The following is a 14,126-nucleotide window of genomic DNA, read 5'->3' as shown; positions in this document are numbered from 1 at the left end:
TCTCCCCCATGGAGAAGGATGCTGAAATCAGATGCGGGCGAAGCGTTCGATCAAAAGATCGAAGAAACCGTCCGCATCGACCTGGCGCATGACTTTCGCATTGCGCGGGCGCTCGGTGACATGCCACCAGTCGACAACAGTCATGCCGACGGTGAGTTCGGACCGGACCTCGATCTCGACATTGCAGTCCCGGCCTTCGAAAAGCTCCGGCTTCAGCAGGTAGGCGACGACTGTCGGGTCATGCAGCGGCCCGCCGTCCGAGCCGTATTTCTCGATATCGAAGCGCTCGAAAAATTCCAGCATCTCGACCATCGCCTTTGCCGGCGCGGTGCCGATCTCGGCCATGCGCTTCACCCGGTCCTTGCGGGTCAGCAATTGGTGCGTCACGTCAAGCGGCATCATCACGATCGGCACGCCTGAGCGGAAGACGATATCGGCGGCCTCGGGGTCGACATAGATATTGAATTCGGCAGCCGGCGTGATGTTGCCGCCTTCGAAAAAGCCGCCGCCCATCATCACCAGTTCGCGGATGCGCGGGGCAATATCGGGCGCCTTCTGCAGGGCCAGGCCGATATTGGTCAGCGGCCCGAGCGTGCAGAGCGTCACGGTGCCTTCGCCCTCGCGCCGCAGCGTCTCGATGATGAAATCGACGGCATGGCCTTGCTGCAGCGCCATCGTCGGCTCGCTGAGCTCAGGACCGTCGAGACCGGTCTTGCCGTGCACATGTTCGGCAGTCACCAGCTTGCGGGCGATCGGCGCGTCGGCGCCGGCGAAAACCTTCGTCTCCGTCCGGCCGCAGAGCTCGCAGACGATGCGGGCATTGCGGCTGGTCAGCGCAAGCGGCACATTGCCGGCGACCGTGGTGATCCCCAGAACCTCCAGCTCGTCGGGGCTGCCGAAGGCCAGCATGATGGCGGCCGCGTCGTCCTGGCCGGGATCCGTGTCGATGATGATCTTTCTTGCGCTTGCCATCCGATGCACCGTTTTCTTCATTTCTCGTCGCAAATCGGCACATTGCGCGCCGGCACGTTTTGATGCGAGGCAGCAGGCGCTTTGTCAAGCAGCCCCCGGCCGCCACCTTAAAATTGCGGGGTGGCGCCGAGACGTCGCCCGCGTCTTGCAGCGCCGGGGTGCTGTCCCCATATTAGCGGCATCCGGATGCTGCCCTTAAGGTCCGGGATGGTCGCTTGCATCAAGGACTTGAAAAGAGATGAGCCGCATTACCCCTTTCGCCAGCCCGCTGCTTCTGGGCTTCGATGCCATGGAAAAGACGCTGGAGCGCATTTCCAAGGCGAGCGACGGATATCCGCCTTACAATATCGAACGCATCGGCGCCGATAGCGGCGCGCCGGAACGTCTGCGCATCACGCTCGCTGTCGCCGGCTTCGGCGAGGAGGAACTCGATGTTTCCATCGAGGAGAACCAGCTTCTGATTCGCGGCCGCCAGGTCGAGCAGGGAGAACGGGACTATCTCTATCGCGGCATCGCCGCCCGCCAGTTCCAGCGCACCTTCGTTCTTGCCGACGGCATGCAGGTGCTCGGCGCCGGTCTGAAGAACGGTCTGCTCTCCGTCGATCTAATTCGACCCGAGCCGGCGCGCATGGTCAAGAAAATTAACATTTCGGTCTCACAGTAGCACAACGGTTTGTCGAACCGTTGGTCCCTTCTTCCGGAGGAACAGGAATGTTGATGAAAGAAGCCACGTCTCACTTGACCAAATCCGAGCTTGCCCACATCGGCAGCGGCGAGGTCGCCTATATCAGAAAAATGCGCACCGAAGAGGTCGCCAAGTGCTTTCCCGAGGCCCCGGATATCGATCCGAACGTCGATCTCTGGGCACTCTTCGGCGCCGACGGCACGCCGATCCTCTTGACGGACAACCGCTCCAGCACCTTCTTCAAGGCTGCCGAAGATGAACTGAAGACGGTCAGCCTGCACTGACCGTCAGACAGCGCCTGCCGCGTTTCGCCGCTGTTGCGGTGCGTGGTCATTCTATTCGATTTGGCTGCGCTCGCGGCTGATGTGGCGCCTTCAGGGCTACGGCAGCGATGCTGCTTTGGGACTAACTGATCGTCGTTGACGCTGTGCCGTGGAGCCCCTCATCCGACCCTGCGGGCCGCCTTCTCCCCGCTGGGGAGAAGAGGGGAGAATGCCGTTTCGGCATCGATCCTATTGAACGGAGTGCCTTTGAGCAGGTGGGTTCATTTGGGCTGTGTCGGCGCACCTTGCTCCCTCTTCTCCCCAGCGGGGAGAAGGTGGCCCGCAGGGTCGGATGAGGGGGCCGCACGGCACGCCCTTTAACTGCTTCCGGTTCGCGCCGACGAACATTGCGTTGCGTTCACCGACGTTCCCTAAAACTCAGACTTTCCTAAACGTCAGATAGGCCGAGGACCGGCCTTCACGGCGCGCCTTGGCCTCGTAGCGCGTGCTCGGCCAGCCCTCATAGGGCGTCAGCCAATCCGCCGCATTGTCGGCCATCCAGTCGAAGCCGCCGTGGTCGCGGCATTTGATGAGCGTCCAGTTGACATAGGTGTCGATATCGGAGGCGAAGCAGAACCGGCCGCCGGGTTTCAGCACGCGGTGGAAGCGGTCGAGATTGGTCTTCGAGACGAAGCGCCGTTTCCAGTGCTTCCGCTTCGGCCAGGGGTCGGGATAGAGCAGGTCGATCTGGTCGAGCGACGCGTCCGGCAGCCAGTCGAGCAGCTGCGTCGCGTCGTCATTATAGACGCGGATATTGCGCGCCCCCGTCTCGCCGATGCGCGACAGCAGCTTCTGCATCGAATTGACGAAAGGTTCGACGCCGATAAAGCCGGTGGACGGTCTCTCCAGGGCGCGGTGGATCAGATGTTCGCCGCCGCCGAAACCGATTTCCAGCCGCAATCTCTCGACAGGAACTGGAAAGAGAGATGTCAGCGGCTCCGGTGGAGCCGCTGAGAGATCGATAAGGAATGCCGGCAGCAGACTGTTCAGCGTCTCGGCCTGGTGTTCACGCAGGGCCTTGCCCTTGCGGCGACCGAAAAAGGCTTCGGTCGCCCGGCCGCGGCGTTCCATATCCGTCATGCTTTATCTCAGGCCTTCAGGCTTTCCTTGAGCGCCTTCACCAGATCGGTGCGCTCCCAGGAGAACGAGCCGTCACGGCCGGCCTTGCGGCCGAAATGGCCGTAGGCGGAGGTCTTGGCGTAGATCGGCTTGTTGAGGTCGAGATGGCGGCGGATGCCCGACGGAGACAGGTCCATGTTCTTGCGGATCGCCGCTTCGACCTGATCTTCGCTGACCTTGCCGGTGCCATGCAGGTCGACATAGATCGACAGCGGCTGGGCGACGCCGATCGCATAGGAGATCTGGATCGTGCAACGGTCGGCAAGGCCGGCGGCAACGACGTTCTTGGCCAGATAGCGGGCGGCATAGGCGGCCGAACGGTCGACCTTCGTCGTGTCCTTGCCGGAGAATGCGCCGCCGCCATGCGGAGCGGCACCGCCGTAGGTGTCGACGATGATCTTGCGGCCGGTGAGGCCCGCATCGCCGTCCGGTCCGCCGATGACGAACTTGCCGGTCGGGTTGATGTACCACTTGCAATCGTCGGCGATCTTCAGTTCGCCGAGCGCTTCGCGGATATAGGGCTCGACGACGGCGCGGACCTTCTTCGAATCCCAGCTATCGTCGAGATGCTGGGTCGAAAGCACGATCGAAGTCGCTTCCGACGGCTTGCCGTCGACGTAGCGCACGGTCACCTGGCTCTTGGCGTCGGGGCCGAGCTTGGCGACTTCGCCGTCGCCCTTCTTGCGGGCAACTGCGAGCAGCTGCAGGATCTTGTGGGAATAATAGATCGGCGCCGGCATCAGATCCGGCGTTTCCTTGCAGGCGTAACCGAACATGATGCCCTGGTCGCCGGCGCCCTCGTCGCCCTGCTGGTCGGCGGCGCTGTCGACGCCCTGTGCAATGTCGGCCGACTGCGAGTGCAGGAGCACGTCGATCTTGGCCTTCTTCCAGTGGAAGCCGTCCTGCTCATAGCCGATATCCTTGATGGCGCGGCGGGCGGCGGCCTTGAACTTCGAAGGATTGATGACGTCCTTGCCGTCCTTGTCCTTCTTCATCAGGCTCGGGGGCAGGCGGACTTCGCCGGCGATGACGACGCGGTTGGTGGTCGCCAGCGTTTCGCAGGCAATGCGCACGCCCCACGGATTGACGCCGGTCTTGGCCGCTTCGCGGTAGACCAGATCGACGATCTCGTCGGAGATGCGGTCACAGACCTTGTCAGGGTGACCTTCGGCAACAGATTCGCTGGTAAAGAGATAATTCGCGCGCATTCCGGGATTCCCCTCAAAGAACAAAAGCTCGCTAGTAGGTACTCAGTTCGAGGCCCGATGACAAGCGCAGAAGGACATAAATATATCTTTATATCTGCGGCAAAGTGACAAATTTTGCCCTAAAAACGCAAAAAAGCGGCCTTCCGACCGCCTTTCGGATTCTGCGATGGGTGTGGCTCAGTCGGAGTCGGCCTCGGCTGCCAGAGCCTTCACCAGCTCCACGACCTTGCGGCGAACCTTCGGATCGGAAATCTTGACGAAGGCGCGGTTGAGCTGCAGGCCTTCGGAAGAGGAGAGGAAATCGACGACGTAATTCGAGCTGGAGGCTTCGGCCATGCCGCCGCCGGCGCCGGAATGTTCGCCGGGCGCGTCCTCGAAGAAAAAGGAAACCGGAACATTGAGAATGTTCGAAATGTTCTGCAGGCGGCTTGCGCCGACGCGGTTGGTGCCCTTTTCGTATTTCTGGATCTGCTGGAATGTGATGCCGAGGCTTTCGCCGAGTTTTTCCTGGCTCATGCCCAGCATTGTTCGGCGAAGGCGAATACGGCTGCCAACATGGATGTCGATCGGATTCGGCTTCTTTTTGTTTTCAATCATGGTCGTGCCCTAGCTAAGAATTTCAACCTGTTTAACCGGCATGCCCCTGATCCATCCCAAACGCCACGTTGCAAGCGGTGAGAACCCGCCCTTGAACATACGTTCGGAACGCCGATTGTCATCACTATGCAATTTTAGGGGTTTTTGGTCAATTCAACCCGGAAATAAAACCTCTACGAGAAACCAGCGCAATCAAAATGAGCAGGGCCTCGGTCAACCAGAAGTATGTTTGCCGGGGGAATGTCGTTCCGGCTTCTACGCCTGGCCTATCAAGAGTTGCATCAATATAGCCGGTTTGTTCGAGATCGAGGCCGGCAACAATTTCCCCTCGTGCATTCACAATTGCTGAAATACCGCTATTGGCGTCGCGAATCAGCGGCAGCCCGGTTTCAACAGCCCGCACCCGCGCCTGCTGGAAGTGCTGATAGGGGCCGGGCGTTGCCCCGAACCAGGCATCATTGGTGATATTGAGGATCGCATTGGCGTCCTTGATGTCGCCGGTCATTTCGTCGGGGAAGATGATCTCATAGCAGATCAGCGGATAGAGATTGAGCCCGCCGGGCAGCGCCAGCAAGTGCCGGCTCGCCGCCGCTGAAAACCCTCCCGGCATCTCGACGACGTTCTGGATGCCGAATTCGGTGAGCAGATCCTCGAAGGGCAGGTATTCGCCGAAAGGCACCAGATGCACCTTGTCGGAGGCGGCGATGATCTGACCGCGTCCATCGATGACATAGATGGAATTATAGTAGCGCGCCGGTGTGCCCGGCCCCATCTCCTCGGCGCGCACCGCGCCGGCGATCAGGATCTGGTTGTCGTCGAGCGTATCGGCGATCCGCGTCAGCGCATCCTGGTTGTCGGTCAGGATGAAGGGGATCGAGGTTTCCGGCCAGACGATGATGTCGGGCTTGCGCCCGCCGTTTTTCGGCGTTTCGGCCGACAGCTTCAGATGCGTCTCGAAGATCGCATTGCGGTCGGCGTCATTGTCCATCTTCGCCGCCTGGTCGATATCAGGCTGCACCAGCCGCACCACCGGCCGCTTATCTTCAGGCAAGGCGGCCGCCCGCGGCGCGAGATGGAGCGCATAAGCGCCGTAACCGAGATGGGCGGCAAACAGCAGGGCGGCGAGCGCGAGACCCGCCCGCGCGCCTTGCCGGGTGCCGGCAAGGGCAGGCGCGGAGAAGATGAAGACGGCAAGCGCCGTCACCCCCATCGCCCCGATCACATGCGCCGACTGCATCATCAGCGGAACCGGCATCATGCCGTAGCCGATGGCGTTCCAGGGAAAGCCGGTGAGAACAACGCTTCGCAGCCATTCCATCAGCCCGAAGCTGGCCGCAAGTGCGGCGATCCGTCCCATGCCGTCGGACCAGAAGATGCGGGCAAGGGCCGCCGCCAGCCCGTAGAAAATCGCCAGACAGGCCGGCAGCCCGAGAATGGCGAGCGGCAGCGCCCAGGCGAATTCCTCCTGATCGACCAGCAGCGCATGGCCGAGCCACCAGAGACCGGCGACGAAATAGCCGAAGCCGAACAGCCAGCCGGTGGCAAAGGCCGGCCACAGCCGGCCGGCGAGGCCGCTTTCAGGCGAAGCCGCCGCCCCGTCGATCAGCCAGACGAGCAGCGGGAAGGAGACGAACATCGCCGCGAAAAAGCCGAAGGGCGGCAGCGCCAGCACGCCGAATGCTCCGGCAGCGATGGCCAGCAGCGACCGTTTGAAACCCCAGACGAGGATAACCCTGTCCGCAAGCCGCTCCATGCCCACTCCCATCAAACCGCGAATCAACCCGTTCGCAGTCTTTCAAAAAAGCGGCTCTTTGTCCCGTTAATGCATATCGCCCGGAACCGCACAGCGGTTCCGGGCGATATGCTTAAAACAAACAGCTTTAGTTGGCGGTCGATTCCGCCGGCCGGTCGTCGCCGGTGTCGGAGCCGGGCGGGATATCGCCATCCACCTTGGCGCGGCGGCGGATCGCATGGCGCTTGCGGGTGATGCGCAGCCGCTTGATGCGGCGCGGATCGGCGTCGAGGATGTGGAATTCGAAACCGGGCAGCGCCTGAACGACCTCGCCGCGCACCGGAATGCGGCCGAGCGCGGAGAAGATCAGGCCGCCGAGCGTATCGACCTCGTCGACCTGCTCGCTGATGTCGAAATCCGGCCCGATCGCCGCGGCGATCTCTTCCAGTTCGACGCGGGCGTCGGCGATGAAGACGTCTTCGGCGACCCGCTTGAACATTACCTCTTCGTCGTCATGTTCGTCGTCGATATCGCCGACTACCATTTCGACGATATCCTCATGCGAGGCGAGCCCGTCGGTGCCGCCATATTCGTCGATCACCAGCGCCATCTGTGTGCGGTTGACCTGCATGCGGCGAAGCAGGTCGGAGGCCAGCATCGACGGCGGCACGAACAGGATCTTGCGGATGATGCCGGCTTCCGTCAGCGTCTTCTGCAAGTCGACGCGGGCGAGATCCAGATTCGGCTTGGCCGAACGCGTCGGCTTCTGGATGTTTTCGGGTGCAACCTCGATCGCCGGCAGGGCAACGGCCGGTTTCGCCGGGCCGCGGCGTTTGTTGCGCGCCTGCTTGGCGACATAGGAGAGCAGGTCGCGGATATGCACCATGCCGCGCGGATCGTCGAGCGTATCGGCATAGACCGGCATGCGCGAACGGCCGGATTCCTCGAACAGGATCATCAGCTCGCCGATGGTGATGTTCTGGTCGACCGCCTCGATATCGGCGCGGGGCACCATGACGTCGGCGACGCGCACCTCGCGAAAGCGCAGGATGTTGTGCAGCATTGCCCGTTCGTCGGGCGAAAAGGCGTCGTCGCCGGCCGCATCGGTCATCAGCGCATCGGCAAGATCCTCGCGCAGCCGAGAACCCTGCTGCGGGCGAAGGATGCGCGCGGCGCGCGACCAGAAGGATTGGGATCGGCCGGATGGCCGACTACTACTGCCCGCCTCCTCGGAAGAGGAGGATGGCTCGGAGTCCTTGGCGTCTGCCGCCGGCTTCGTCGTAAAGTCGCTCATGGTTCCATTTTAAGGTCTTGACCCTCGTAGGGATCAGATAGGCCGAGCTGCGCCAAAATGCGAGTCTCCAGCCCCTCCATAATTTCGGCTTCGGCACTATTCATATGGTCGTAGCCGAGAAGATGCAAGAAACCGTGCACCAGAAGATGGGTCAAATGGTCGTCGAAACTCTTTTCGAGCTCCTCGGTTTCCCGCTCCACCGTCTCCCGGGCGATGATGATGTCGCCGAGCATCGGACCGGGCATCTTGCCGGGCTGAACCGGAAAGGCCGGAAAGGAAAGCACGTTTGTCGCCTTGTCCTTGCCGCGCCATTCGGCGTTGATGTCCTGGATCGAGGCGTCGTCGGTGAAGACAAGCGACACCTCGGGCGGCATGGCCGGGAAGGGCTGCTTCTCGCTGTCGCGGAGATAGACCACGGCTGCGCCGAGCACGCGCTCGCAAAAGGACAGCAGGGTCTCCTCGCCCGGCCAGCCGATGTCGTCGACGCTGATCTGGATGTCGAGGTCTGCCATCAGTCCTGCCGGCTGACCGCTTCGGCTTCGGCGGCATAGGTGGAATCATAGGCCCTGACGATGCGCCCGACCAGCGGATGGCGGACGACGTCGGTATCCTTGAAGCGCACGATCGAGATGCCCTCGACGCCGTTCAGCAGTTGCAGGGCCTCGACGAGGCCGGATTTGACGCCGCGCGGCAGGTCGATCTGGCTCGGGTCGCCGGTCACGATCATGCGCGCGTTTTCGCCGAGACGCGTCAGGAACATCTTCATCTGCATCGACGTCGTGTTCTGCGCCTCGTCGAGGATGATGGCGGCGTTGGCAAGCGTGCGGCCGCGCATGAAGGCGAGCGGCGCGATTTCGATGACGCCGGCGGTGATCGCCCGGTCGACCTTGTCGGCGGGGATCATGTCGTAGAGGGCGTCATAGAGCGGGCGAAGATAGGGGTCGACCTTTTCCTTCATGTCGCCGGGCAGGAAGCCGAGGCGTTCGCCGGCTTCGACGGCCGGGCGCGACAGGATGATCTTTTCGACCGCGCCGCGCTCCAGCAGCTGGGCGGCATGGGCGACGGCGAGATAGGTCTTGCCGGTGCCGGCCGGGCCGACACCGAAGACCAGCTCGGCACGCTCAAGCGCCCTTATATAGGCGTCCTGGGTCGGCGTGCGGGCGATGATCGTCTTCTTGCGGGTGGAAACCTGCGCCATCGTCAGCTTGGCCTTGCGCTCCATGGTGGGAAGGCTGAGCTGGTCGTCGGCGGCGACCGCCATGCGGATTGCGCCCTCGACGTCGGATCGTTCCACGCTGCCGCCTTTCTGAAGCTTTTCATAGAGATAATCGAGGGTGCGCCGCGCCTGGTTGGTGGTCACGACATCGCCTGTAATGACGACCGAATTGCCGCGGGCCCGCGCATCGATGTTGAGCCGTTCCTCGAGCAGCTTGAGGTTCTGGTCGAATTGACCGAAGAGCTCGCTGGCGAAGCGGTTGTTCTCGAACGTCAGGACGAAGTGATTGGTGTCGCTCGGCGTGCGGGGGTGGCGCGGTGAAGAAGAAACCAATTCTTGTCCGTTCAAGCGGTCGGGCTCCTTGGGTTAAACCGCAGCCTCTGCACGTTCGGCAAACAGGCTGTTGTTTCCGGTTCCGGTGATTCGCACTTTAATAATGTCACCGATTTGCGATGCTTTTGCATCAACATTCACGGATTGAAGCCAGGGAGAACGGCCGATCAGCTGTTCCGGCATGCGACCGGGCTTTTCCAGCAACAGGTCGATCTCCTTGCCGATGCAGGATTCGGCAAATTCCTGCTGCTGCTTCACGAGAAGCGCTTGCAGGCGTTCCAGCCGTTCTGCCTTGATCTCTTCCGGCACCTGGTCCTTCAGTTCCGCGCCGGGGGTGCCCGGCCGTGTCGAGTATTTGAACGAGAAGGCCTGCGCATAGCGCACCTTCTTCACAAGTTCTAATGTATCCTCAAAATCTTCGTCTGTCTCCCCCGGAAAGCCGGTAATGAAATCGCCGGACAGGGCGATATCGGGCCGCACCGTGCGGATGCGTTCGATCAGCGAGAGATATTCGGCCGCCGTGTGGCGCCGGTTCATCGCTTTGAGGATACGGTCGGAGCCCGATTGCACCGGCAGGTGCAGATAGGGCATCAGCGCCCGGAGATCGCGGTGGGCGTCGATCAGCCGGTCGTCCATGTCGCGCGGATGGCTGGTGGTGTAGCGCAGCCGCGCAAGGCCGGGGATCTCGGCAAGCCGGTAGAGCAGGTCGCCGAGGCTCCATGCCTCGCCCCGCGACCCGGCGCCGTGCCAGGCATTGACGTTCTGCCCGAGCAGGGTGATCTCGCGCACGCCGCCCTCGACCAGCTTTTCGGCTTCCTCGACGATCTGAGAAACCGGCCGCGACACTTCCGAGCCGCGTGTATAGGGCACGACGCAGAAGGTGCAGAACTTGTCGCAGCCCTCCTGCACCGTCAGGAAGGCGGTGACGCCGCGGGCACGAATCTTCCGGCTCTCGGCGATCGGTAGATGCTCGAACTTGTCCTCGATCGCATATTCGGTATCGACGACGCGGCGCCCCTGCTTGGCCTGGCGCAAGGCTTCCGGCAGACGGTGATAGGTCTGCGGGCCGATGACGACGTCGACGGCGGGGGCCCGGCGCAGGATCTCCTCGCCTTCGGCCTGGGCGACGCAGCCGGCAACGCCGATCATCATCTCCCGGCCGTCGGCCGCCTTCCTCTTTTTCATGTCGCGCAGCCGGCCAAGCGCCGAATAGACCTTCTCGGCCGCCTTCTCTCTGATATGGCAGGTATTGAGCAGAACGAGGTCGGCCTCTTCCATATCCTCGGTCGGTTCGTAACCGTCGCGGGCGAGCGCATCGCTCATCCGCGTGGAATCATAGACGTTCATCTGGCAGCCATAGGTCTTGATGAAGACCTTGCGGCTGTTGGAGCCGTCGCGGAGTGTCTGCTCCGGGGCCTGGAGGAGGGCGCTGTCCTGTGTCATGGCGGGCTATTTAGTGGTTTTTCACGCCCGAGAAAATCGAAATCTTGTTTCAGGCAATGTCGCGCCCGCGCAGGCGGCTGTTCAACAGGTTGCGGATGCGTGAGGCGATGGTCGCGCTCACTTCCTTGCGATTGGTGTCGGCGCGGTATTCCACCGCCTCGCCGAAGGAAACCTCGGCGTCGATCGCGCCGCATTTTACGATATCGATCAGGTGCGGCAAGAGCTCGATATCCCCCGGCCAGGCGGCGAGCGGCCGGTGATAGCGGCCCATGGCGATGCCGTGCACTCTTGTATAGGCGACCGCCACCGGCTGCACCACCACGGTTCCTGTGGGCGAAGCGGGCACGGCCATGGCGGCGGCGCCGAACAGCGAGGACTTGACCTCCAGCAGCCGGTTGCCGTCCGAGGTCGTGCCCTCTGGGAAGAGCACGACGATTTCGCCATCGGCCATCCGCCCGGCGATCTCGTTTGCCTGATGGCCGGTCTTGCGCCTCTCCTCGCGTACGACGAAGACGCTCTTCTGCAGCTTGGCGAGCGTGCCGAAGATCGGCCATTCGGCCACCTCGATCTTGGCGATGAAGGCGACGTCGGCAACCGCCGACATCACCATGATATCCATCCAGGAGGAATGGTTGGAGCAGAGCATCAGCGGCCGGCGCTCTTCCAGCCGGCCGGTGACGCGAACGCGGATGCCGAGACAAGAGCAGACGATGCGGTGCCAGACGCGCGGCAGCCGGCGCCGCAGCCGCCAGTCGAAACGCAGGGCGAGCAGCTGCAGCGGTACGAGCACGATGCTGACGGCCAGGATGACGACCGCAGCACAGGCAATGCGCAGCCAGGCGATCAAAGGCTGGTCCCCCGGGCGGCCATCGCTTCAGAGATCGTCCTTCTTCAGCGGGATGCCGTAGAGCTCCAGCCGGTGGTCGACGAGTTGGAAGCCGTGCTCGCGGGCGATGCGCTCCTGCAGCGCCTCGATCTCCGGCGAGCGGAATTCGATGACCGTGCCGGTTTTCAGATCGATCAGGTGGTCGTGATGCTCTTCCGGCACCGTTTCGTAGCGCGAGCGCCCGTCGCGGAAGTCGTGGCGGGCGATGATGCCGGCATCCTCGAACAGTTTCACGGTGCGGTAGACGGTCGAGATCGAGATCTTCGCATCGACCTTCACCGAGCGGCGGTAGAGTTCCTCGACATCGGGATGGTCTTCGGAGTCTTCCAGGATGCGCGCGATCACGCGGCGCTGCTCGGTCATGCGCATGCCGCGTTCGGTGCAAAGCTCCTCAAGGGTCTTGGCTACATCAGACATGGCCCGCCTTCAAAAGATATTCGTCTTGCGACAATGCCGAAGGGCTTTGGCGCCGATCAGCATGTCATCTCTCTGGCAGGGAACTACCGAAGAACGCGCTTCATGACAAGCGCCGTGGAGAGGGCGCCGTTTTCCTGCTTGTAATAACCCTTGCGTTCCCCGACCTTTTCGAAGCCGAGCTTGCGATAGAGGCCAAGCGCTGCCGTATTGCCGTCGTCGACCTCGAGAAACATGCTCTCGCCGCCGCGGGCGCGCGCTTCCCGCATCGCCGCCTGCATCAGCCGCCAGCCGAGCCCGGCGCGGGCGGCCTTGGCCTGGACGGCGATCGTCAGGATCTCAGCTTCGCCGGCGACATGGCGGGCCAGGATGAAGCCGGGAAGCGGCTTTTTCAGGATGGCGTTGGTCTGGCGCGCGACGAAGCCGAACACGGTCTCCTGCATCAGCAGCCCGTGAAATTCGCCGTCGCCCCAGGGCCGGGCGAAGCGCTCGCCGTGCAGGACGGCGACATCGCGGCAATCCTCGCGCTCCATGGCGATGATCTCGAATTCCGGCTTTAGCGTCAGATAGGCTTCCAGCATCGTCATACTCGTCGGGCAATCGCATACCCGGCCTGCGGCTTGGCATCGGGTCCGCGCAGATAAAGGGGCTTCGGCTTTCCGGCATCGGAGGAGGCGGCAGCACCGAGGCGCGCCACGATAGAGATCGGGAAATTGTTGGTGTGATCGCCGCCGGCGTCGGCCTTCAAGAGCGGCGCCGCCGAACCGGTGATCTCGCCGTCGAAGCCTCTCGCAAAAGCCTGCGCTTGCGCAACGCTCAACGCCCGCGGCGCGTCGAGGGGCGAACCGTCCGATGAAAAGGACTGGAGGTAGATTTCGTCCCGCTTGGCATCCATCGCGGCCAGCACGGCGCGATGAGGCGTCTTCTCGCGCTGGGCCGATGCCATGACCTCGAGCGTGGTGACGCCGACGGCGGGTACATTGAGCGAAAGCGCAAAACCACGGGCGGCGGCAACCCCGACGCGGATGCCGGTAAACGAGCCGGGACCGACGGTGACGGCAATCCGGTCGATATCGGAGAGTGTCATATCGGCCTGATCCAGCGCGCGATCGACGATACCGATCAGATGTTCAGCATGCCCCTTGCCGATCATGTCCGATGCCTCCCCCAGCATCGTATTCCTGCCGCTGTCGTAAACGGCGGCAGCGCAGTCTACACCTGCCGTGTCGAGCGCCAGAACAATCATGCCATCAATTTCCGAAAAATCTATTGTCGCCCGATGATAAATTCATCCGGCCGAACGGGAGATGAACGGCCGGACCAATTCACGTTTTTAAGCGGCGATCACTTCCTGCACTTCCGGGACGAAATGGCGCAGCAGGTTCTGGACGCCGTGCTTCAGCGTCGCCGTCGAAGACGGGCAGCCGGCGCAGGAACCCTTCATGTTCAGATAGACCTTGCCGTCCTTGAAACCGCGAAAGGTGATGTCGCCGCCGTCCTGGGCAACGGCCGGCCGCACGCGGGTCTCCAGCAGCTCCTTGATGGTCAGCACGATCGATTCATCGCCTTCGTCGAAAAACTCGTCGCCGGCATCGGCGTCCTCGGAAAGGATCGAGGCATCGCCCATAACAGGCTTGCCGGACATGAAATGCTCCATGATCGAGCCTAAGATAGCCGGCTTAAGATGCTGCCACTCGGCATCGTCCTTGGAGACGGAAATGAAATCATAGCCGAAATAGACGCCGGTGACGCCAGGGATTTCGAACAGGCGGGCGGCAAGCGGCGAAGCTTCGGCTTCCTCGGCGCTGCGGAACTCGGCCGTGCCGTTTTCCATCACCACCTTGCCCGGCAGGAACTTCTGCGTGGCGGGGTTCGGCGTGGCTTCGGTCTGAATGAACATCTGG

16 protein-coding genes are annotated in these 14,126 nt (G+C 62.4%); 2 read left to right on the top strand and 14 right to left on the bottom strand.

All coding sequences use genetic code 11. The annotated features are described in order from the left end of the window. Positions 1-27: 27 nt before the first annotated feature. Positions 28-972 carry a nucleoside hydrolase gene (locus tag QMO80_RS11045; RefSeq protein WP_283200070.1) on the bottom strand — a complete coding sequence of 315 codons (945 nt, stop codon included), beginning with the start codon at positions 970-972 and terminating at the stop codon, positions 28-30. Positions 973-1,210: 238 nt separating this feature from the next. On the opposite strand from QMO80_RS11045, the gene QMO80_RS11040 reads away from it, so the two are divergent. Then, positions 1,211-1,636, top strand: coding sequence for an Hsp20 family protein (locus QMO80_RS11040; protein ID WP_003570823.1), 426 nt, complete (start codon positions 1,211-1,213; stop codon positions 1,634-1,636). 47 nt (positions 1,637-1,683) lie between these two features. Further along, positions 1,684-1,941, top strand: a complete 258-nt coding sequence (locus tag QMO80_RS11035) for a DUF1150 family protein (RefSeq protein ID WP_003570822.1) — start codon at positions 1,684-1,686, stop codon at positions 1,939-1,941. 417 nt (positions 1,942-2,358) lie between these two features. Here QMO80_RS11035 and QMO80_RS11030 read toward each other — a convergent pair whose 3' ends face one another. From QMO80_RS11030 to QMO80_RS10970, 13 genes are all read right to left on the bottom strand, one after another. Continuing rightward, complete coding sequence (locus QMO80_RS11030) at positions 2,359-3,060, bottom strand: tRNA (guanosine(46)-N(7))-methyltransferase TrmB (RefSeq protein WP_283200069.1); 702 nt, start codon at positions 3,058-3,060, stop codon at positions 2,359-2,361. 8 nt (positions 3,061-3,068) lie between these two features. Further along, positions 3,069-4,307 (bottom strand): methionine adenosyltransferase, encoded by a 1,239-nt coding sequence (metK, locus tag QMO80_RS11025; RefSeq protein ID WP_283200068.1) that lies wholly within the window; start codon positions 4,305-4,307, stop codon positions 3,069-3,071. 177 nt (positions 4,308-4,484) lie between these two features. Next, positions 4,485-4,904: a helix-turn-helix domain-containing protein gene (locus QMO80_RS11020; protein ID WP_064836083.1), complete on the bottom strand. Its 420-nt coding sequence runs from the start codon at positions 4,902-4,904 to the stop codon at positions 4,485-4,487. A gap of 148 nt (positions 4,905-5,052) precedes the next feature. Further along, on the bottom strand, positions 5,053-6,657 hold the full coding sequence (lnt, locus tag QMO80_RS11015) for an apolipoprotein N-acyltransferase (RefSeq protein WP_283200067.1): 1,605 nt from the start codon (positions 6,655-6,657) through the stop codon (positions 5,053-5,055). A gap of 127 nt (positions 6,658-6,784) precedes the next feature. Beyond that, positions 6,785-7,930: a hemolysin family protein gene (locus QMO80_RS11010; protein WP_283200066.1), complete on the bottom strand. Its 1,146-nt coding sequence runs from the start codon at positions 7,928-7,930 to the stop codon at positions 6,785-6,787. After that, positions 7,927-8,442, bottom strand: coding sequence for an rRNA maturation RNase YbeY (ybeY, locus tag QMO80_RS11005; RefSeq protein WP_283200065.1), 516 nt, complete (start codon positions 8,440-8,442; stop codon positions 7,927-7,929). Before ybeY ends, QMO80_RS11010 begins: the two co-directional genes overlap by 4 nt. Beyond that, positions 8,442-9,494, bottom strand: coding sequence for a PhoH family protein (locus QMO80_RS11000; RefSeq protein WP_283200064.1), 1,053 nt, complete (start codon positions 9,492-9,494; stop codon positions 8,442-8,444). The genes ybeY and QMO80_RS11000 overlap by 1 nt, the downstream gene beginning before the upstream one ends. 18 nt (positions 9,495-9,512) lie before the next feature. Further along, on the bottom strand, positions 9,513-10,922 hold the full coding sequence (gene miaB, locus QMO80_RS10995) for a tRNA (N6-isopentenyl adenosine(37)-C2)-methylthiotransferase MiaB (RefSeq protein ID WP_283200063.1): 1,410 nt from the start codon (positions 10,920-10,922) through the stop codon (positions 9,513-9,515). 49 nt (positions 10,923-10,971) lie between these two features. After that, positions 10,972-11,769 (bottom strand): 1-acyl-sn-glycerol-3-phosphate acyltransferase, encoded by a 798-nt coding sequence (locus tag QMO80_RS10990; RefSeq protein ID WP_283200062.1) that lies wholly within the window; start codon positions 11,767-11,769, stop codon positions 10,972-10,974. 27 nt (positions 11,770-11,796) lie between these two features. Next, entirely contained in the window at positions 11,797-12,225 is a 429-nt protein-coding gene (locus QMO80_RS10985; RefSeq protein ID WP_049730701.1) for a Fur family transcriptional regulator, read from the bottom strand. Between the two features lie 83 nt (positions 12,226-12,308). Beyond that, positions 12,309-12,809, bottom strand: coding sequence for a GNAT family N-acetyltransferase (locus QMO80_RS10980; protein WP_283200061.1), 501 nt, complete (start codon positions 12,807-12,809; stop codon positions 12,309-12,311). After that, on the bottom strand, positions 12,806-13,468 hold the full coding sequence (gene tsaB, locus QMO80_RS10975; RefSeq protein WP_283200060.1) for a tRNA (adenosine(37)-N6)-threonylcarbamoyltransferase complex dimerization subunit type 1 TsaB: 663 nt from the start codon (positions 13,466-13,468) through the stop codon (positions 12,806-12,808). The genes QMO80_RS10980 and tsaB overlap by 4 nt, the downstream gene beginning before the upstream one ends. Positions 13,469-13,555: 87 nt before the next feature. After that, positions 13,556-14,122, bottom strand: coding sequence for a NifU family protein (locus QMO80_RS10970; RefSeq protein WP_116406922.1), 567 nt, complete (start codon positions 14,120-14,122; stop codon positions 13,556-13,558). Between the last annotated feature and the right edge of the window lie 4 nt (positions 14,123-14,126).

Source organism: Rhizobium sp. BT03, from assembly GCF_030053155.1.
Classification (GTDB): Bacteria; Pseudomonadota; Alphaproteobacteria; order Rhizobiales; family Rhizobiaceae; genus Rhizobium.
This window is presented reverse-complemented; position numbering and strand designations above follow the sequence as displayed.